The sequence below is a fragment of the Tessaracoccus pujii genome, assembly GCF_054483895.1.
In genome coordinates this window covers 2,429,019-2,447,391 of the sequence record NZ_CM137012.1, presented here as the reverse complement: position 1 = coordinate 2,447,391, position 18,373 = coordinate 2,429,019, and the positions used below count along the sequence as shown (strand labels likewise).

The 18,373-nt window shown below is 69.6% G+C and carries 16 protein-coding genes; 1 reads left to right on the top strand and 15 read right to left on the bottom strand.

Annotated elements, in window-relative coordinates:
- Window positions 1-122 precede the first annotated feature (122 nt).
- The 3 genes from nadC to nadA are packed head-to-tail and all read right to left on the bottom strand — an operon-like array spanning window position 123 to window position 3,747.
- Entirely contained in the window at window positions 123-1,040 is a 918-nt protein-coding gene (nadC, locus tag ACX1D0_RS11695; protein WP_459018096.1) for a carboxylating nicotinate-nucleotide diphosphorylase, read from the bottom strand.
- A complete protein-coding gene (gene nadB, locus ACX1D0_RS11690; protein ID WP_459018094.1) occupies window positions 1,037-2,716 on the bottom strand; it encodes an L-aspartate oxidase in 1,680 nt (559 codons plus the stop codon). The genes nadC and nadB overlap by 4 nt, the downstream gene beginning before the upstream one ends.
- Entirely contained in the window at window positions 2,713-3,747 is a 1,035-nt protein-coding gene (nadA, locus tag ACX1D0_RS11685) for a quinolinate synthase NadA (protein ID WP_459018092.1), read from the bottom strand. Before nadA ends, nadB begins: the two co-directional genes overlap by 4 nt.
- A 63-nt stretch (window positions 3,748-3,810) precedes the next feature.
- Here nadA and ACX1D0_RS11680 point away from each other — a divergent pair, with 63 nt between their 5' ends.
- On the top strand, window positions 3,811-4,524 hold the full coding sequence (locus tag ACX1D0_RS11680; RefSeq protein ID WP_459018090.1) for an NUDIX hydrolase: 714 nt from the start codon (window positions 3,811-3,813) through the stop codon (window positions 4,522-4,524).
- A 243-nt stretch (window positions 4,525-4,767) separates the two neighbouring features.
- On the opposite strand, the gene ACX1D0_RS11675 is transcribed toward ACX1D0_RS11680, so the two are convergent.
- From ACX1D0_RS11675 to ACX1D0_RS11620, 12 genes are all read right to left on the bottom strand, one after another.
- Complete coding sequence (locus ACX1D0_RS11675) at window positions 4,768-6,405, bottom strand: MGH1-like glycoside hydrolase domain-containing protein (protein ID WP_459018088.1); 1,638 nt, start codon at window positions 6,403-6,405, stop codon at window positions 4,768-4,770.
- Window positions 6,405-7,262: a carbohydrate ABC transporter permease gene (locus ACX1D0_RS11670; RefSeq protein ID WP_459018086.1), complete on the bottom strand. Its 858-nt coding sequence runs from the start codon at window positions 7,260-7,262 to the stop codon at window positions 6,405-6,407. The genes ACX1D0_RS11675 and ACX1D0_RS11670 overlap by 1 nt, the downstream gene beginning before the upstream one ends.
- A 3-nt stretch (window positions 7,263-7,265) precedes the next feature.
- Window positions 7,266-8,189 (bottom strand): carbohydrate ABC transporter permease, encoded by a 924-nt coding sequence (locus ACX1D0_RS11665; protein ID WP_459018084.1) that lies wholly within the window; start codon window positions 8,187-8,189, stop codon window positions 7,266-7,268.
- Window positions 8,186-9,472 carry an ABC transporter substrate-binding protein gene (locus ACX1D0_RS11660; RefSeq protein WP_459018082.1) on the bottom strand — a complete coding sequence of 429 codons (1,287 nt, stop codon included), beginning with the start codon at window positions 9,470-9,472 and terminating at the stop codon, window positions 8,186-8,188. Before ACX1D0_RS11660 ends, ACX1D0_RS11665 begins: the two co-directional genes overlap by 4 nt.
- On the bottom strand, window positions 9,469-10,422 hold the full coding sequence (locus ACX1D0_RS11655) for a DMT family transporter (RefSeq protein WP_459018080.1): 954 nt from the start codon (window positions 10,420-10,422) through the stop codon (window positions 9,469-9,471). Before ACX1D0_RS11655 ends, ACX1D0_RS11660 begins: the two co-directional genes overlap by 4 nt.
- 97 nt (window positions 10,423-10,519) lie before the next feature.
- A complete protein-coding gene (locus ACX1D0_RS11650; protein ID WP_459018078.1) occupies window positions 10,520-11,524 on the bottom strand; it encodes a LacI family DNA-binding transcriptional regulator in 1,005 nt (334 codons plus the stop codon).
- Window positions 11,525-11,532: 8 nt separating this feature from the next.
- Window positions 11,533-12,948 (bottom strand): GH1 family beta-glucosidase, encoded by a 1,416-nt coding sequence (locus ACX1D0_RS11645; protein ID WP_459018076.1) that lies wholly within the window; start codon window positions 12,946-12,948, stop codon window positions 11,533-11,535.
- Complete coding sequence (locus tag ACX1D0_RS11640; RefSeq protein WP_459018074.1) at window positions 12,945-13,853, bottom strand: carbohydrate ABC transporter permease; 909 nt, start codon at window positions 13,851-13,853, stop codon at window positions 12,945-12,947. Before ACX1D0_RS11640 ends, ACX1D0_RS11645 begins: the two co-directional genes overlap by 4 nt.
- Window positions 13,853-14,785 carry a carbohydrate ABC transporter permease gene (locus ACX1D0_RS11635; RefSeq protein WP_459018072.1) on the bottom strand — a complete coding sequence of 311 codons (933 nt, stop codon included), beginning with the start codon at window positions 14,783-14,785 and terminating at the stop codon, window positions 13,853-13,855. Before ACX1D0_RS11635 ends, ACX1D0_RS11640 begins: the two co-directional genes overlap by 1 nt.
- A 73-nt stretch (window positions 14,786-14,858) precedes the next feature.
- Window positions 14,859-16,160: an ABC transporter substrate-binding protein gene (locus tag ACX1D0_RS11630; protein WP_459018070.1), complete on the bottom strand. Its 1,302-nt coding sequence runs from the start codon at window positions 16,158-16,160 to the stop codon at window positions 14,859-14,861.
- A 348-nt stretch (window positions 16,161-16,508) separates the two neighbouring features.
- Complete coding sequence (locus tag ACX1D0_RS11625) at window positions 16,509-17,399, bottom strand: carbohydrate kinase family protein (RefSeq protein WP_459018068.1); 891 nt, start codon at window positions 17,397-17,399, stop codon at window positions 16,509-16,511.
- On the bottom strand, window positions 17,399-18,319 hold the full coding sequence (locus ACX1D0_RS11620) for a pseudouridine-5'-phosphate glycosidase (RefSeq protein ID WP_459018067.1): 921 nt from the start codon (window positions 18,317-18,319) through the stop codon (window positions 17,399-17,401). Before ACX1D0_RS11620 ends, ACX1D0_RS11625 begins: the two co-directional genes overlap by 1 nt.
- Window positions 18,320-18,373 lie beyond the last annotated feature (54 nt).

Below are 18,373 nucleotides of genomic sequence, written 5' to 3'. Positions count from 1 at the left end.
GCAACCTGTGGATGCGCTCGCCCTGCAACTTGCTATCCAGAGCGCGGTTTCTGCGTATATCCACAGAAACCGCGCTCTGGATAGCAAGTTGCAGACAGGTGGCCGCGGGACCCGGTCGTTGGTCAGGCGGTGAGGTCCAGGCCCAGGTCGAGCACCCTCGCGGAGTGGGTCAACGCGCCGACGGCGATGAAGTCCACGCCCGTCGCCGCGACCTCAGCGGCCCGCGAGAGTGTCAACCCCCCACTCGCCTCCGTCCGGACCCCCGCCGCGCGGCAGACCGCGACCGCCTCGCGGGTCTCGGCCAGGGTCATGTTGTCCAGCAGCACCAGCTCGGCACCCGCCGCGACCGCCTCGTGCACCTGCGCCACCGTGTCGCACTCCACCTCCACCGCGACACCCGGTGCGTGCGCACGCACCGCAAGGAACGCCCCCGCGACGGACCCGGCTGCGGCCACGTGGTTGTCCTTGATCAGCGCCGCGTCCCCGAGCGCCATCCGGTGGTTCACCCCGCCGCCGCACACGACGGCGTACTTCTGCAGGGCCCGCATCCCCGGCACAGTCTTGCGGGTGTCGCGGATCCGGGCCTCCGTGCCGGACACCTCGAACACCCACTCGGCCGTCGCCGTCGCCACCCCGGACAGCTGCCCGAGGAAGTTCAGCAGGGTCCGCTCGGCGGTCAGCAGGCAGCGCACCGGCCCGCTGATCCGCAGCACGACGTCCCCCATCGCGACCCTGGAGCCGTCAGCCAGCACCACCTCGGCGGAAGCCTCGACCCCCAGCCGCGACGCCACCACCCGCAGCACCTCGACCGCCACAGCCATGCCAGCCAGGACGCCGGCCTCGCGCGCCACCACCTCCGCGACCCCGACGGCCCCAGCCGGCACCGTCGCCTCCGTCGTGACGTCCGGGCCGAGCCTTAGTTCCTCGTCCACCGCGACGTCAATGATCCGCCGCACCTCGGCGGGGTCGACGGCGGTCCAGGCGTCCGCCACGTCGCGGTCCGGGGGGGCAAGGTCGATGTCGGTCGACACGGCGGTCATGCTGCGGTCCTTTCGGCGATGGCCAGGGGTACGGAGGTCAGCTCTAGCCCGCCCTCCGTGGGGCGGACGGTGATTCGCCGCTCCCAGGTGCGCGAGGTGGCGGCGAAGTCGGAGCGGCGGTGCGCACCCCGCGACTCCGTCCGCTCCGCCGCGGCCGCGGCGATGACGGTGGCGACGGCGTGGAGGTTGGTCGCGGTCAGCGAGGCGTCGTCCACCGGGCCGGTACCTCTCGGCGCTGCAGCCAGCGCGGCCCCGAGCCTGGCCAGCCCGGAGCCCGTCCGCGACACGAATGCCTCCCGCTGCATCCAGGCCCGCAGCTCGGGCAGGAAAGACGGGTCGACGACAACGGCCCCGTCGTCAACGGCGCCGCCCGCCGACTGGTGACCGGCCTTGACTGCCGGGTGACAAGCGGAGCCGCTCTGCCGGGCGCGGTCGCCGTCGGTGAGCAGCGTGCCCACTCGGTCGCCCGCGACGAGCGCCTCAGTCAGCGAGTTCGACGCCAGCCGGTTCGCCCCGTGCACCCCCGTCGCCGCGACCTCCCCGACGGCGTACAGCCCCGGCACCGACGTCCGGCCGTGCAGGTCGGCCGCGACACCCCCGCACGCGTAGTGCGCGGCGGGGTGCACCGGAATGCGCTCGGTCACCGGGTCGACGCCCCGGCCCCGGCAGAGCGCGAGGATACCGGGGAAGTGGTGCTCCCAGCGCTCGCGCCCGAAGAACGTCGCGTCGAGCCACACATGGGGCGCCCCGCTCCGGGAGAGCTCCGCCATGATGGCTGCGGACACGACGTCGCGCGGCGCCAGCTCGAGCAACCAGTGCACCCCGGCCATGATCCGGCGGCCGGCATCGTCGACGAGCCACGCCCCCTCGCCGCGCACCGCCTCCGACACCAGCACGCCCCGCTCGCCCGCGGCGTCGTCGGCCAGCACGGTGGGGTGGAACTGCATGAACTCGAGGTCGCGGACCTCGGCGCCGGCCCGCAGCGCCGCCGCGACCCCATCGCCCGTCGCGCCCAGCGGGTTGCTCGTGACCGGCCACAGCTGGCCCATGCCGCCGGTGGCCAGCACGACGGCGCCCGCGAGCAGCTCGCCAACCTGGCCGTCGGCGTCCAGCAGCCGCACCCCGCAGGCGCGCCCGGTGCCGTCGATCAGGACATCGATCAGCCGCGTCTGAGCCATCACCCGCGTCCGTGACCCAGCCAAGGCGCCGGACAAGGAAGCCCACAGCGCCCGCTCGATCTCCGCCCCGGTGGCGTCGCCGTCGGCGTGGATGATCCGGCGCGCGGAGTGTCCGCCCTCCAGGTGCAGGTCCAGCCCACCCGCTGGGTCGCGGTCGAACTGCGCCCCCAGCCCGATCAGCCGCCGGATGGCCCCCGGAGCACTCGCCACCAGGTCCGACACGACCCCTTCGTCGCACAGTCCCGCCCCGGCGGTCAGCGTGTCGGCGACGTGCGCCGCGAGCGTGTCGCCGTCGTCCCACACCGCCGCGAGCCCGCCCTGCGCCCAGGCGGTGGCCGAGTCCGTGACCTCGCCGCGGGTGACCGCCACACAGTCGACGCCGGCCGCGGCCAGGTGGAGCAGCGCGGACAGGCCCGCCGCGCCGGTGCCGACCACCACGACGTCGGTCCGCCCCGTCCACGCGCGAGGCTTCGCCGGGAGTGCCCGGGCGGGCATCATTCCCCCGATCCGGGATTGCCGATCGCCACCATCCGCTCGACGGCCCGGCGCGCCCGGGCGGCCACATCCGCCGGCACATCGACCTCGTAACCCCTGGTCAGGGCGGGGTCGCCGAGGCAGGCCTCCAGCTTCTCCGGGGTCGTCATCTTCATGAACGGGCAGGAGGCCTTGGGGTTGACCGGCTGGAAGTCTGTCAGGGGATTGGCCTTGCGCAGCTGGTGCAGCATGCCGATCTCAGTGGCCACCAGTACCTGCCGCGACGTCTCCCGGCGCGCGTGGTCCAGCATGCCGCCCGTCGAAAGCACGTGGGTGCGGGAGGCGGGCAGCTCACCGGACTCGGCCAGCCACAGCGCGCTGGTGGTGCAGCCGCACTCGGGGTGCACGTACAGGTCCGCGGCGGGGTTGTCGCGCACGGCGTCGATGAGGTCCGTCGGCGAGATGTCGGCGTGCACGTGGCATTCGCCGAGCCAGACGTGGATGTTCGTCCGGCCGGTGGCGCGGCGCACATGGGCGCCCAGGAACTGGTCCGGGAGGAACAGGATCTCGCGATCCTCCGGGATGGAGCGGACCACCTCGACGGCGTTGGAGCTGGTGCAGCAGACGTCGGTCTCGGCCTTGACCTCGGCGGTGGTGTTGACGTAGCTGACGACGACGGCGCCGGGGTGTTCGGCCTTCCACGCGCGCAGCTGGTCGGCGTTGATGGTGTCGGCGAGCGAGCAGCCGGCCGCCTGGTCCGGGATGAGGACGCGCTTGGCGGGGGAGAGGAGCTTGGCGGTCTCGGCCATGAAATGGACGCCGGCGAAGACGATGGTCTCGGCGTCGGAGGTCGCGGCGATCCGGGAGAGGGCCAGCGAGTCGCCAACGTGGTGCGCGACGTCCTGGATGATCGGCGCCTGGTAGTTGTGGGCGAGGATGACGGCGTTGCGGGCGGCGGCGAGCGCGTGCACCCGCGCCTGCCACGCGGCTACCTCGTCGGCGGTCCAGCGTTCCCAGGCCTCGGTGCCGACGGAGGGCTCCAGTAGGAGGGTCATCTCCTGCTCCTTTCCGGTTTTCGACTCGCAGACGAAAACCAGGGGAACTGTAGCATGCGATCCATGGCTCCCCATCCTCCGCGTGATTCCGTGGGCGTCGCCCTCTATCGGCACGAGGCCATCGGGGCGGTCCTGCAGGTCCGCGTGGTCGACGACGGCCCTCGGCTCTCCGTGCTGCTGGCCAGGCGGGACCACGAGCCGTACGCGGGCCGGTACGCGCTGCCGAGCGGCCCCGTCGAACCTGAGGAGACGCTGGAGGCGGCGGTGCTCAGGCACCTGGCGGCGAAGGTGGACGCATCCGGGCTGACACACCTGGAGCAGCTGGGCACGCGCTCCGACCCTGGCCGCGACCCCGCGCAGCGCACCATCGGCACCAGCTACCTCGGGCTCGTTCCGACGGTGCTGGAGCCGCACCTGCCGGAGCGGGCGGCGTGGTTCGCCGTCGACGAACTGCCGGAGTTGGCGTTCGACCACGCCACCGTCGTCGCGCAGGCAGTGACCCGGCTGCGGGCGAAGCTGAGCTACACCAACATCGGGTTCGCGCTGATGCCGGCGGAGTTCACGATCGCTGAGCTGCGGGAGGTGTATGTCGCGGCGTTGGGCCACGATGTCGCGCCGACGAACCTGGAGCGGGTGCTGACGAGGCGCGGCCAGCTGGTGCCGACCGGGGAGATGTCGGCCCCGGGCACAAAGGGCGGCCGCCCGGCCCGCGTGTTCCGGTTCCGCGACCAGGTGCTGGTGGTCACCGACCCCTTTGCCGTCCTCCGCCCCGAGTAGCACTCCTGGAGCGAGGCGTCGCCCCCACTGAGTGAGCCGGTCGCGGGCGCGGAGCGCCGCCGGCCGTGTCGAAGCATCTGGCGCACGGTGCTGGGACCTGTCGCCGGGTTGGGCGGCTTGTCACGTCGGCTTCGACGCGCTGTGCCGCTCCCGGCTTGCGTGCGTCTCACGCAACGGGGCAGGGCTCTGCAGGGAGCGGGGAAGGGCCCGTGTCGGGCAGCTTGGCGAAGGGCGCGGGCGGGTTCAGCGGGGTCGAGACAGGCGGACGGCGAGGTCGACGGCCAGCCCGGCCGACCAGCCGAAGACCGTCGTCGCGCGTGGCGGCTTCTCGCCGGTCACCGGGTTGAAGTACTCGTTCGGGCCGTGCTCGTCGACGAGGGCCAGCGTGTCGCGGTCGAGGCGGTCGGCGGTAGCCAGAAGACGGTCGGCTCGTGTGGAGTCGACGGCGGCCTGGCGGCGGAGGCCCTCGGCGACCAACCAGTTCGTGTTCACCCACACGGGTCCCCTCCACATCCGTTCGGCGGAATAGTCGGGGTCCGACGCGGCCACCGTCGGCAGCGCACGGGGCGTGGCGAAGCGGCCGGGGTCGGCGAGGGCGGCGAGGATGCCGCCGACGAGGTGGCCCGGCAGGCCGTCGGCCAGAAGGGGCATGAGGGAGACGATGGTCTCGGCCGCGATCGGCTGGCCGTCCTCGCCGAGGGCGGGAAAGAAGCCGCGAGCCTCGTCCCAGGTGTGGGCGAGCCTGTCGACGGTGGCAGAGGCCCGGGCACGGCAAGCGGCGGCCTCGTCGTGGCGGCCGCGCTCGGCGAGCCAGCCCGCCAGGAGCCGGTCGGACAGGACTAGGTACGCGGCCAGGTCCGGCGAGGCGACGATGGCGTCGTCGTCGAAGATCGGGGAGTCGTCGAGACCGGACGAGTAGGGGTGCAGGTAGACCGGCCGGCCTCCGCGGGAGGAGTGGGTGTACCACCACTCCTGCGCCCGCAGCATCGCTGGGAGGAACTGGTCGACGACGCCATCGCTGAGGACCTCGGCCAGCTTCGCCACGGCCAGCGCGGTCAGCGGCGGTTTGGTGAGCGGGACGCGGGAGTGGGCGAGCGACGGCGACGCCATGGCGCGGAGGTTCTCCAGGTCCGCGGGCGGGAGGTCGTCGCTGGACGCGAGGACGCCCTGCTCGTGCACGACGTCGGGGAGCTGGCCGTCGTCGCCCTGGTGTGCAAGCGCGATGCGGAGCTGCTCGACTGCGAGGTCGGGGTCGCCGTGGCGGAGCCCGATCGCGATGAAGTACGCGTCCCACTGCCAGAGCCCGACGTAGCCGAGCTTCGACGGCACGACGGCGCGGCTGAGGCCGTCGGGGGCGTCGAGGCGGAGCGTGTTGACACCGAGGACCCACCAGCAGAAGCGCGTGAGGTCGCGGTAGGCGGGATCGACGGCGGGGCAGCGGGCGAGCCACTCGGCGAGGGCGGTGTCGTGGGGGGCGAGGAGGTCCTGGTCGGGGGAGGTACGGGTTCTTGGGTTTCCCAGGTGTCGAGACGCGTGGATCGGCTCCGTCGCTCCACTCTTCTCAACCAGCGGAACGGATACCGACCACAGCTCCGGCAGGCCGCCGATCAGGACCTCGCCGCCGTCGACGACCAGTCTGGCGCCGCCGTCGAACTCGATGCCCGCCGGGCTCGCGCGCACGATCTCCACCTCGCGGCCGGCGTCGTCGAGGACCCGCAGCCCCGAGACCACGACGCTCTCGTCGAGCGGCCGCTCGTACGCCGCCTCGTACACCGTCAGGCCGTCGTCCCCCCGCCGCACGAACAGCCGGGAGAACCGCGCCGTGTAGGGGACGTCGAGCAGGTCGAGGCGGTGGGCGAGGTCGCGGCCGAGGTCGGTCATCAGCGCCCGCCGAGCCCCGAGGTGGCCAGCGACTCGATGATCTGCCGTTGCCCGATCACGAACGCGATGAGCATCGGCACCGTCGACAGGGCGGTCGCGGCCATGACGATGCCGTAGTTCATCCCACCGAACTGGCCCTGGAACTGGCTGAGCAACAGCGGCACGGTGAACAGGTCTGTGGAGTTGAGCAGCACCAGCGGCAGGAGGAAGTTGTTCCATGCGTCGAGCGCGACGATGATGCCGAGCGCGCCCAGACCCGGCCGGATGGCGGGCAGGATGATGGTCCAGTAGATCCGCCAGCGGGAGGCGCCGTCGATCATCGCGGCCTCCTCCAGTTCGATCGGGACCGAGGAGATGAACTGCCTCGCCAGGAACACGCCGAAGGGGTTGACCATGATCGCGGGGATGATCAGAGACAGGTGCGAGTCCACCCAGCCGATCTGCGCCATGAGGAAGTAGAACGGCACCAGGGTGACCTGCTTCGGGACCATCTGCATGGCGAGGAACACCCAGAACAGGGCCTTCGAGCCCTTGAACGGGATCCGGGAAAAGCCGTACGCCGCCATTGACGTGGTCAGCAACGTGCCGAAGACCACGAGCACCGTGATGTAGATCGAGTTGACGTAGGCGCGGCCGAAGGGGAGCGCGGCCCAGGCGTCGGCCCAGTTCGTGAACACCCAGGGGTCGGGCAGGACGGACAACGGGTTGGCGAGCAGCTGCGGCAGCCCCTTGAACGAGGTCAGCAGCATCCAGAGGAACGGCGCCACCATGAGGAGGGCGGCGGCGAACACGAGCGGGTGCTTGAGCCAGCCGAGGTCGCGGCGCGCCCGGGGTCGGGTGTCGGTGAGGACGGTCATGGCTCAGCTCTCGTAGTGGACGAACTTCTTCTGCGCGCCGAACTGGATGGCCGTGATGACCAGCGTCAGGGCGAGCAGGACGATGGAGGCGGCGCTGGAGAGGCCGAACTGCGACTTCGCGAAGCCGAGGTCGTAGATGTGGTAGACGATCGTGCGGGTTCCGTTGTCCGGCCCGGCGTTGTTGACCAGCACGAACACCAGGTCGAAGGTCTGCAGTGAGCTGATGAACGCCACCACCGACTGGTAGAAGACGATGGGCGACAGCAGCGGCAGGATGATGGTGAAGAACCGCGCCACAGGGCCGGCGCCGTCGATCGCGGCGGCCTCCATCACCGACGGGGGGACGGACTGCAGGCCGGCCATGAAGATGACCACGTTGAGGCCGAGTGATGCCCAGATGGTCACCAGGCAGACGGCGAGCAGCGCGAGCACCGGGTCACCGAGCCAGTCGATGGGGGCGATGCCGAAAAGCCGGGTCAGGGAGCCGGAGAGCACTCCGTCGGCCCGCAGGAGCTGCTGCCAGATCAGCGCGATGGCCACCGAGCTGGTGACGACGGGGGCGAAGAACAGCACCAGGTAGACCGCCCGGCCCCTGATCTTGTTGAGCACCACGGCGGCGAGGATGGCGAGGAAGAGCCCGATCGGCACCGTGATGACGGCGATCACCATGGTGTTGAGGATGGCGCGGCCGAGCAGGGGGCTGCTGAGCTGGTCGGCGAAGTTCTCGAAGCCGATGAACTCGGGCATCCCGAAGCCGTTCCAGTCGGTGAACGCCAGCAGGAAGGCGGCGGCGAACGGGAGCAGGGTGAACAGGAGCATGCCCATCGCCTGGGGCGCCACGAAGAACATGCCCCAGTACTTGTCCTTCTCCCGCCAGCCGCGCCGGGCCGGGGGTCGCCCCCCGGCCACGAGCGGGGCTGCGGTCATGACGCGGTCTTCTCCTCGACCAGCTTGGCGACGGCGTCGAGCGTGGTCTGCGCGTCCGACTTGCCCTCGTAGAGCGGCTGCATGAACTCCACCGCGATCTGGTTGGACAGGTCCGGCACGGCGGCCTCGGTGGCGAAGTTGGAGTAGCCGATGTCGCGCATGTCCAGCATGGTCTGGGCGTGGGCGGGGTAGCCGTCGGCCAGGACGATGTCGTCGGCGCCCTTGATCGACGGCACGGCGTTTCCGGTGCCCTCGAGGCGAAGCTGCTGACCCTCGGCGTCGAGGAACGCGGAGAGGAACTTCAGCGCGGCCTCCGGGTCCTGGGCCTTCGCGTTGACGGCGAGGTAGGACGCGGCGACGCCGGTGGGCGCGGCCTTGCCGTCGGGGGTGGGCCAACGGATGATGTCGTAGAGGGCCTCGTCGACGCCCGCGCTCCGGATGGTTCCGATGGTGTAGCGGCCCTGGGCCAGGAAGCCGAGCTTGTGGGTGACGAGCAGGGTGTCCTCGCCGGAGCCCTCGGGGAGGAGGTCGGCCAGCTTCAGCTCGCCGGTGGCGAAGCGGGTCGCGTACTCGTCGAGCGCTCGGACGCTGTTGGCGTCGGTGTTGGCCACGTAGGTTCCCTCGTCGTCGTACACCTCGCCTCCGCCGGCGGTCATGATCGAGTTGTGCGTGGCCCAGTAGTTCCAGTAGACGGCGCCGGTGAGGTCGGCGGCGGCGAGCTTGCCGGTCATCTCGAAGAACTTCTCGGTGGTCCACTCGTCGTTGGCGGCGAGCTCGGCCGGGTCCTCGGTGATGCCGGCGGCCGCGAGGGCCTCCTTGTCGTACCAGAGAGCGTCGGGGTTGACGTCGTTGGGCAGGGCGTAGAGCTCACCCTCCCAGCGGGCCACGTCCAGGACGTTCTCGGCGAAGTCGCTCTCCTTGACTGAGGCGCCCTCGACGGGGAGGAGCACGTCGTTGCGGATGATCGAGGCGATGCGATCGTCGCCCACGTAGAACACGTCCGGCGCCGTGCCCGACGACAGCTGGGTCAGCAGCTTGGAGTGGTAGTCGGAGTACGACGGGGTGGGCTGGAACACCAGTTCGACGTCGGGGTTGGCCTCCTTGAAGGCCGCCTGGACGTCGTCGAACATCTTGAGCTCCTCAGGCGAGCCCCAGGTGGACCAGACAACCTTTGCGTTGCCCTCGGCCGGGGTCGAGGTGTTGCCTGAGCAGGCGGTGAGGCCGATGCCGATGGCGGCGAGTCCGGCCAGGGCGCCGAGGCGGCGGCGGGTCAGGGTGGTCATGGGTGATCTCCTTGTCTATCTCCGTTGATGACGGGGTTGGGTGGGGGAGGGGTGTCGGCGCCGGGAGGCGCCGGGATCAGGGGGGTGTCGTCGGCGGGGTCGGCCTGGCCGCCGCGGATACCGATGAGGGTGGCCAGAAGGATCAGCGCGCCGCCGGCGAACAGCCGGATGGTGACGGTCTCGCCTCCGAGCCCTACGGCGAAGGCCGAGGCGAAGACGGGTTCGAACGTCATGAGGAGGACCACGCGGGTCGGGGTGATGTGGCGCTGCGCCCAGGTCTGCAGGAGCATCGTGACGACGCCGGCCATGATCGCGGTGTAGGCGATGGCGCCCCAGACTTTCGCGTCCGCGGGCACGTGGTAGCCGCCGGGGAGGCCGAGGAATCCGGTGGTGAGTGCCACGCCGATGAGCTGGACGATGGCCAGGCTCGTGGCGTCCATGGAGCGCGACCACCGGTCAAGAAGGACGATGTGGACGGCGTAGAGGGTGGCGCCCACCAGGGTGAGCGCCTCGCCGACACCGCCGTTGCCGAGGCCGGTGAGGCTGAGGACGGCCAGGCCCGCGAGGGCGAGGCCGACGGCCACCCAGGTGCGGACGTTGAGCCGGGCCTTGAAGGCGATCCACATGATGATCGGGGTCAGGACCACGTAGGTGCCGGTGATGAACCCGGAGACCGAGGCCGCCGTCGTCTGGAGGCCGACGGTCTGGACGATCTGGGCCAGGCCGTAGAGACCACCGAGGGCGAGACCGATCTGCCACTGGGTCGCGGTGAGGCGCCGGAGCCGTCGCCAGAAGATGGCGGCGGGGATCGCGGCGCCGACGGCGAACCGAACGGCGAGGAAGTCGATGGGGTCGATCCTGCTGACGGCGTCCTTGATGATGAAGAAGGTCGAGCCCCAGATCGCGGTCACGACGAGGAGGGCCAGGGTGGCTGTGGTGGACCGCCGCACACTTCCTCCTCGAATGTAACCGGTTACATTGGAAGTGTAGATTGTCAAAGGGCTCGATGCAAACGAACCTGTGGCTGGTGGATCGGCGACGAGCGCGTCAGCCGGAGTCGCGGACCCGCAACTCGACGGGCAGGGTCACGGGCGTGGGTGTGTCGTGCCCCTCCACCAGGCTCAGGACCATCAGCGTGGCCTGGCGCCCCAACTCGACGGCGGGGTTGGCGATCGTGGTGAGCGGCGGGTTGGTGTGGGCGGCGGATTCGAAGTCGTCGAACCCGATCACCTTCACCTCGTCCCCGATCCGGATCCCACGTGCACGAAGCGTGTCCATCACGCCCTGTGCCATGAGGTCGGACGCGGCGAAGATCCCGTCGATCGTCGGGTCCGCGTCGAGAAGTTCGCCCGCGGCCCGGGCCCCTGACTCCCGCGTGTAGTCCCCGTGCGCGACGGCGACCTCAAGGCCCGCAGCCTCCAGCGCCTGGCGCCACCCCGAGAGGCGGTCCAGCGCCGCCGCCATGTCCAGCGGACCCGCGACCGTCGCCGGCCGCCGCACCCCCGTCGCCAGCATCCGCTCGGCGGCCAGCCGGGCTCCGGCCAGGTTGTCGGTGTCGACGAAGTAGGCCCGTTGAGCGGGATCACGCAGCAGTGGTGCGCCCAGGAACACCGTCGGGATGGGCAGCGACGCCGCTGCCGCGACCAGCCCGTCGGAGCGATGGTGCGACACGATGATCGCCCCCGCCACCCGGCCCTCGAGCAGGAAGTCGACCACTGCCCCGGAGCGGTCCGGCCGCGACGCGAACACCATCACCAGCTGCATGTCCGTGCCCGCCAGGCCGGCGTTGATACCGGCCACAGCCAGCCCGAAGAACGGGTCCGAGAACACCCGGCTGTCCGGCTCCGGGACCACCATGGCCAGCGTGTTGGAGCGCCCCGTCGCGAGTGAGCGGGCCGACGCGTTGGGCACGTAGCCCAACTCGGCGACGGCGGCATCCACCTTCGCGGCGGTCACGGACGCGACGTTGGGGTCCCGCCGGACCACCCGCGAGACGGTGGCCCGAGACACGCCGGCGAAGCGCGCGACGTCCTCGAGCGTGGGTCGAATCATGGTCCTGGTCAGCCTTCCTCAACCGCATTGTTCCGCGCGGCGTCGCGGAAGAACAGAGCCGACGCCTTCGGGGTGCGGCGCTGCGTTTCGTAGTCCACGCGGACGATACCGAATCTCTTGTCGTATCCCCACGCCCACTCGAAGTTGTCCAGCAACGACCACACGAAGTAGCCCCGCAGATCGACGCCCTGCGAGATGGCGTCGTGGACCGCGACGAGGTGGTCCCGCACGAACGACACCCGATCCTGGTCGTCGACGAAGCCCTCGGCGTCCGGCACGTCCGCCATCGCGGCGCCGTTCTCCGTCACGTACATCGCGACTCCGGCCGGGCCGGTGTAGTCCTCGTGGAGGCGCACCAGCAGCCGGGTCAGCCCCTCGGGCTGGATCTCCCAGTCCTGGTCCGTGACCGGCAGGCCGCGCGGCACGGACCGCACCCACTCCGAGCCGATGTTCGGGTTCCCCCGCACGCGACCGTCGGGCAGCTCAACAGGCGCGTAGTCCGACGACGGCGTGCCGGTGACGGCCTCGCCGTGGTAGTAGTTCACGCCCAGCACGTCGATGGGGGTCGAGATGATCTCCAGGTCGCCGGGCCGGATGGCGTCCTCGAGGCCCAGACCCGCCAGGTCGTCCAGCACATCCGCCGGGTACGAGCCCCGGAAGATCGGGTCCAGGAAGAAGCGGTTGAAGACGCCGTCGATCCGCCGGGCGGCGTCCACGTCCGTTACCGACGACGGGTCCACCGGGTCCGCGACCGTGTGGTTGGTCGTGATCCCCAGCGTGGCCGACGGGGCCAGCTCGCGCAGCCGAGCCGTCGCCATGCCGTGCGCCAGCAGCAGGTGGTGCGCGGCATGCAGTCCCTCGCGCCGGGACGTGTGCCCAGGGGCGTGCTCGCCGCCGGCGTAGGAGAGGAACGACGAGCACCACGGCTCGTTCAGTGTGGTCCAGATATTGACCCTGTCGCCCAAGGCCCCGTGCATCGCCTCGGCGTACTCGACGAACCGGTAGGCGGTGTCGCGGTTGGTCCAGCCGCCCTTGTCCTGCAGGGCAGCCGGGAGGTCCCAGTGGTAGAGCGTGACCCACGGGGTGATGCCCTTGCCCAACAGCTCGTCGACCAGGCGCGAGTAGAAGTCCAGCCCCTTGGGGTTGAAGTCCTTGTCGTCAGGGCGTACTCGCGGCCACGCCGTGGAGAACCGGTAGGCCTGTAGGCCGAGGTCCCCCATGAGGGCGACGTCCTGGGGCATGCGGTGGTAGTGGTCGCACGCCACCGACCCGTCGTCCCCGCCGACGATGGCGCCGGGCTCGCGGCAGAACACGTCCCAGATGGAGTCGGTGCGGCCGTCCTCGTGGGCGGCTCCCTCGATCTGGTAGGACGCCGTGGCGCTTCCCCAGAGGAATCCCTCGGGGAACTCGTAGCGTGTGGTCATCCCTTGACAGCTCCTTGCATGATTCCGGCAACCAGTTGGCGGCCGGCGACGGCGAACAGGACCACCAGTGGCAGCGTGGCGACGACGACGCCGGCCATGATGAGCGAGTAGTCCTTGAAGTAGGACGCCTGGAGTAGCTGCAGTGCCACCGGGAGGGTGGGGTTGGCAGAGCCCAGGATGATGAACGGCCAGAAGAAGTTGGTCCAGGCGCCGACGAAGGTGAACAGCCCCAGCATGGCCGCAGCCGGACGCGCGGCCGGCAGTGCGATGGACCAGAACGTGCGGATCATGGAGGCGCCGTCGACGCGGGCCGCCTCGATCAGCTCGAACGGAAGTGCCTCGCGCAGGTACTGCGTCATCCAGAACACGCCGAACGCCGTCACCATGCCCGGCACGATGACCGCCTGCAGCTTGCCCACCCAGTCCAGACCGGACATCAGGATGAACAGCGGGACGATGCTGAGCTGCGTGGGCACGGCCATCGTCGCGATGACGAAGACCAGCAGCCCGCTGCTGCCGCGGAACCGCAGCTTGGCGAACGAGTAGCCGGCGAGCGTGGAGAAGAACACCACAGAGACGGCGGTGATCGTCGACACGATGATCGAGTTGCGCAGCGCCGTCCAGAACTGGATGTCCGAAGCGATGACGCGGCCGATGTTGGACAGCAGCTCCCCGGCAGGGATGAGCGACGGGATGGGATTGCGGGCGATCTCGCCGGCGTTCGACGACGCCAGCAGGATGGTGAAGTAGATCGGGTAGATCGAGATGAGGACGACGGCGGCGAGTGCGGCGTAGGTGACCCACCCCGGCCGCTTGTCCACGCCGTGCAGCTTGCGCTTGACGGCGCGCCCGGCGCCCTTGCCCGCGAGCTGGGTGGCCATGGGGGAGGACATCTGGGTGGACATCAACGGCCCGCCTTTCCGCTCGACGACGACGAGATGGACCGCGTGATCAGGTAGTTGACGACGCCCACCAGGATGATGATGAGGAACAGGATCCAGGACACGGCCGCCGCGCGGCCGAAGCTCTTCTGAGCGCCCCAGCCCAGCTCGTAGATGTACATCGTCAGCGTCATCCACTGCCGGTCCGCTCCGCCCTGGCCCAGGGTGTCGAACATGCGGGGCTCGTCGAAGATCTGCAGGCCGCCGATGGTGGAGGTGATGACGACGAAGATAATGGTGGGCCGGAGCATCGGGATGGTGATGGAGAAGAAGGTTCGCCAGCGGGCGGCGCCGTCGACGATGGCCGCCTCGTAGACCTCGCGAGGGATGGCCTGCATCGCGGCGAGGAAGATCAGCGCGTTGTAGCCGGTCCATCGGAAGTTCACCATGGTGGCGATGGCGATGTGGGCGGCGAGCGGGTCCGCGTGCCAGCCGATGCCGGCGGCGCCCAGGTTCGCGAGCACCGCGTTCACCAGGCCCGACTGGTCGGCGAAGATCTTGGCGAAGATCATGGAGACGGCCACGGGCGCCACCACGTAGGGCAGCAGCACGCCCATCCGCCAGAAGGTCTTGGCGCGGAGGTTGGTGTCGAGCAGGTAGGCGATGACGATCGCCGCCATGACCTGCGGCACCGAGGAGAGCAGGAAGATCGAGAAGGTGTTGCGCAGCGCCTTGAAGAAGTTGGGCTGCTGCAGCACGTCGGTGTAGTTCTTGAGGCCCACCAGGTCGCCCTGGCCACCGATGAGGTGCCAATCGTGGATCGACACCCAGGCGGTGTACACCAGCGGGAACAGGCCGACGATGAAGAAGAGGATGAAGAAGGGGCTGATGTAGAGGTACGGCGACGCCTTGACGTCGAGCCGGCTCATGCGTTGGCTCCAGGTGAGCTGTTTCATGGGGGGTTCCTTCGGGGCAGCGGGGACGGGGCGGGGTCGGGGGCCGGGGAACGACCCCCGACCCCGCGGTGACTCAGCTGAGGCCGAGGGCGTCGTACGCCGTCAGGGCCTTCTCCCAGGAGCCTTCGGCGTCGTCGGTGCCTTCGACGTCGAGGCGGTTCAGCGCGTCGGTGACGAGCTGGGCGAGCGCGAAGTAGTTCGGGCCCTTGAAGGGCGCGACCTCGATCGCGGTGGCGCGGTCGGCCAGGATCTGGCCGGTGGGGGCGTCGTTGAAGAACGCGTTGGTCTGATCGAGCAGGGCCGGATCCGTGAGGGCCTCGACCTGCGACGGCAAGGTGCCCTTGGCGGTGAAGGCCTTGATCTGCTGCTCAGGGGCGGTCAGCCATGCGGCCAGCTTCTTGGCCGCATCATGGTTGGCGCCCTGCTCCGGGACGGTCAGGTACGAGCCGCCCCAGTTGCCGCCGCCGCCGGGGAACACGTTGGCGATGTCCCAGCCCTCGACGCCCTCGGCGTTGCCCTCGATGACGCCCAGCATCCAGCCGGGGCACAGCATCGTGGCGAACTTGTCGGTCTGGAACGCATTGGTCCAGTCCTCGCTCCACTGGGCGAGCCCGGCAGAGAGGTTGTCGTCGACCGAGGCGGTGGCGATCTGGTCGTAGATCGCCTTGATCTCGGAGTTCTCACTCAGCGGGATCGGTGTGCCGTCGGAGTTCTCGAAGGGATTCTCAACCTGGTTGACCATGCCCTGGAACGTCGCGGAGGCAGAATCGAACCAGGCGACGCCGCCGGACTTGGCCACGTAGTCCTTGCCGACGCTGAAGTAGTTGTCCCAGTCGCCCTCGAGCAGCGCGGCCACTTCCTCGCGGTCGGTGGGGAAGCCGGCCTTCTCCATGAGATCTGCGCGGTAGCAGATGGCCTCGGGGCCGATGTCGGTGCCGTAGCCGATGACCTTGCCGTCGTCGGTGGTGACGGCAGCGGTCTTCCAGTCCAGCCAGCGTCCGTCGAGTTCGGGGTCGGCCAGGTCGACGAACTTGTCCGGGTACTGCATGAGCTCGGTGAGCCAGTCGATCTCGATGGCCTCGATGTCGGCCAGGCCGGAGCCTGCGGCGAGTCGGGTGTTCATGTTGTCGCGGGCCTCGTTGGAGGTCGCGGCCTTGCGGGCCTCGATGGTGACGTTGGGGTTGTCGGCCATGTACTCGGTGAAGAGGTCCTCGTAGCCGAACTCGTTGAAGGTGGCGACGGTGAGGGTGACCTTCTCGTCGGGGTTGGCCGACGCGTCGGGGGACGTGGTGGCGTCCGGGGTGCCCGACGAGCAGGCGGTGAGTAGGGCGCCGACGCAAGCGACGGCGGCGAGATTACGGATGGCAGCACGCACGGTGACTCCTTTGTAAGAACTGTGCTTCTCCTGCGAGAGCGCTCTCAGCTTCGGTGCTGAATATTTAGAGAGCGCTCTCAGGGATACGGAAAGACTAACCGGGCGCGCGGAGAGAGTCAACTCACGTTACCCAGTTGTGATAATCGACGCCGTATAGCCGTCGCGGGTCAAGGGCCCGATGAGCCTGATCCACGGCTCGAGCGACGGTCGCGCCGTGAATGGTCGAATCCCGACGGCGACTCTGGGTGCAGGCTCAACGTCCGTCGTCGAACCGCGTGTCAGGCTCATCGGGGGTCCGTAGACCGCGAGTCAGCGCAGGGCCCCCGGCCCGTAGCGGACGGAAGGGGGTCAGTCCGCTACGGGATCGGCGTTCTCTGTGGCGCCGGGTGATCGCAGGACCTGTCGGGCCAGTGCATGACCAGAGAGGCAGCTTCGAACCACATCTCCTCCGTTCGCGAGGAACGAGGAGAGGAAACCTGCGTTGAAGGCGTCCCCGGCCCCGGTCATGTCGCGCACGTCGTCGACCGGTGTCACAGGGACGGTTGCGACGTGTCGACCGTAGCTGAAGGCCTGAGTCGCGTCCTTGCCGTGTCTGGCCAGGAGTACGGTGTCGAAGGAGCCCAGGTTGGGGCCAGGACGATCGCCGTCGGAGAGCCCCAGGTAGAGCGATTCGTCCCGGTTGGCGGAGATGAAGTCCGGCTGCAGGTCCACCATCAGGCCGAGGAAGCGGTCCACTCCGAAGTGGTCGATCATCCCCACGGATGAGACGTCGAGGGACACCCGACCGCCTCTGCGCTTGTGTTCGCGGACAACCTCCCCGACGGCGGCGACGGTGCTCCCCGTCTCGAAGGAGTAGGCGGTGAGATGAAGGATCTCGAGATCGTCCAGCCAGGCCGGGTCGACCGATTCGAGCATCGCGCTGGCGCCCCGACTGGGAAACATCAGTCGCTCACCGTGCTCGTCGATGAGAACCACGATCAGGCCCGTGGTCCCGCGCACCTGCATGCGGACATCGACGCCGCAGCCCTCCAGCTCCCGGGTGAGTGCGAGACCTGCGAGGTCGTCACCGACGCACCCGATGAACCGTGTCGGATATCGTGATGCGGCGAAGGCTGCCACATTGGCCGCAGAACCGCCACGGGTCGTCCTGATCATCGAGCGCGTGTCCGTGGCGTGCCGGATTGGCTCCAGTTGCCACACGACCACGTCCTGGACGACGTCTCCGATGACCCCCAACATCAGGCCGGCCTGGCGACCAGCTCGGTGGCGATCTCGGCGGCCAGCCGTGCGTTGTTGTAGTACAACGCGACGTTGGCGTCGAGGCTGCGACCCTCGGTGGCGACGCGGATGAAGTCGAGGAGAAAGGGCGTCGACGCCTGGCCGCTGATGCCCTGTTCGTCGGCCGCCGCCCAGGCGCGCTCGAGGACTCCGTCGAGCTCGCGGGGATCGAGCTGCTTGTCGACCGGGATCGGGTTGGCGACCAGGATGGCGCTGCTGAGGCCGAGATCGCTCTGGGCCGTGACCATCGTGGCGATGTCACCAGGGCTGTCCACGCGCGCGGTCAGGTCGTAGCCGGAATCGGTGACGTAGAAGCCGGGGTAGCGGTCGGTGCGGTAGCCCACCACCGGGACGCTCAGCGTCTCGAAGCGCTCAAGCGTCGCGGGGATGTCCAGGATCGCCTTCGCACCGGAGCTCACCAGGACGATCGGGATCTGGGACAACGCGGTAATGTCGGCCGACTCATCGAAGGTCGTGGACGCCCCGTGATGGACCCCGCCGAGACCGCCGGTGGCGAAGACGTCGATTCCTGCGGCCTTCGCGAGGAACGCGGTTGCAGCGATCGTCGTGCCGGCGTTCTTCCGCGTGACCGCCGCGTAGGAGAGGTCGCGGATGGATGCCTTGGCCGCTGCGTCGTCGTGGGCAAGTTCATTGATCTCGGCGGCGGTGAGACCGACCACCGGGCGGCCGTGGACGACGCCGATCGTGGCCGCGACGGCGCCCAGTTCGCGGATGATCTCCTCGCCCCTGAGCGCGACTTCGACGTTGCGGGGCCGGGGGAGACCGTGGGTGAAGATCGTGGACTCGAGGGCCACCACGGGAATGCCACGGTCGAGGGCGTCCTGTACGTGGGCGGCGACGCGGAGCGAGAGATCGGTCATGGGGTGCCTTTCGGAAGCGAAACGGATGTCTCTGATTGACACTAAGGCTAGGGC

What these genes read in the sequence shown, in the direction of transcription:
- nadC (WP_459018096.1), bottom strand. Translation starts at nt 1,040, where the DNA reads ATGACCGCCGTGTCGACCGACATCGACCTTGCCCCCCCGGACCGCGAC.
- nadB (WP_459018094.1), bottom strand. Translation starts at nt 2,716, where the DNA reads ATGATGCCCGCCCGGGCACTCCCGGCGAAGCCTCGCGCGTGGACGGGG.
- nadA (WP_459018092.1), bottom strand. Translation starts at nt 3,747, where the DNA reads ATGACCCTCCTACTGGAGCCCTCCGTCGGCACCGAGGCCTGGGAACGC.
- ACX1D0_RS11680 (WP_459018090.1), top strand. Translation starts at nt 3,811, where the DNA reads ATGGCTCCCCATCCTCCGCGTGATTCCGTGGGCGTCGCCCTCTATCGG.
- ACX1D0_RS11675 (WP_459018088.1), bottom strand. Translation starts at nt 6,405, where the DNA reads ATGACCGACCTCGGCCGCGACCTCGCCCACCGCCTCGACCTGCTCGAC.
- ACX1D0_RS11670 (WP_459018086.1), bottom strand. Translation starts at nt 7,262, where the DNA reads ATGACCGTCCTCACCGACACCCGACCCCGGGCGCGCCGCGACCTCGGC.
- ACX1D0_RS11665 (WP_459018084.1), bottom strand. Translation starts at nt 8,189, where the DNA reads ATGACCGCAGCCCCGCTCGTGGCCGGGGGGCGACCCCCGGCCCGGCGC.
- ACX1D0_RS11660 (WP_459018082.1), bottom strand. Translation starts at nt 9,472, where the DNA reads ATGACCACCCTGACCCGCCGCCGCCTCGGCGCCCTGGCCGGACTCGCC.
- ACX1D0_RS11650 (WP_459018078.1), bottom strand. Translation starts at nt 11,524, where the DNA reads ATGATTCGACCCACGCTCGAGGACGTCGCGCGCTTCGCCGGCGTGTCT.
- ACX1D0_RS11645 (WP_459018076.1), bottom strand. Translation starts at nt 12,948, where the DNA reads ATGACCACACGCTACGAGTTCCCCGAGGGATTCCTCTGGGGAAGCGCC.
- ACX1D0_RS11640 (WP_459018074.1), bottom strand. Translation starts at nt 13,853, where the DNA reads ATGTCCACCCAGATGTCCTCCCCCATGGCCACCCAGCTCGCGGGCAAG.
- ACX1D0_RS11635 (WP_459018072.1), bottom strand. Translation starts at nt 14,785, where the DNA reads ATGAAACAGCTCACCTGGAGCCAACGCATGAGCCGGCTCGACGTCAAG.
- ACX1D0_RS11625 (WP_459018068.1), bottom strand. Translation starts at nt 17,399, where the DNA reads ATGTTGGGGGTCATCGGAGACGTCGTCCAGGACGTGGTCGTGTGGCAA.
- ACX1D0_RS11620 (WP_459018067.1), bottom strand. Translation starts at nt 18,319, where the DNA reads ATGACCGATCTCTCGCTCCGCGTCGCCGCCCACGTACAGGACGCCCTC.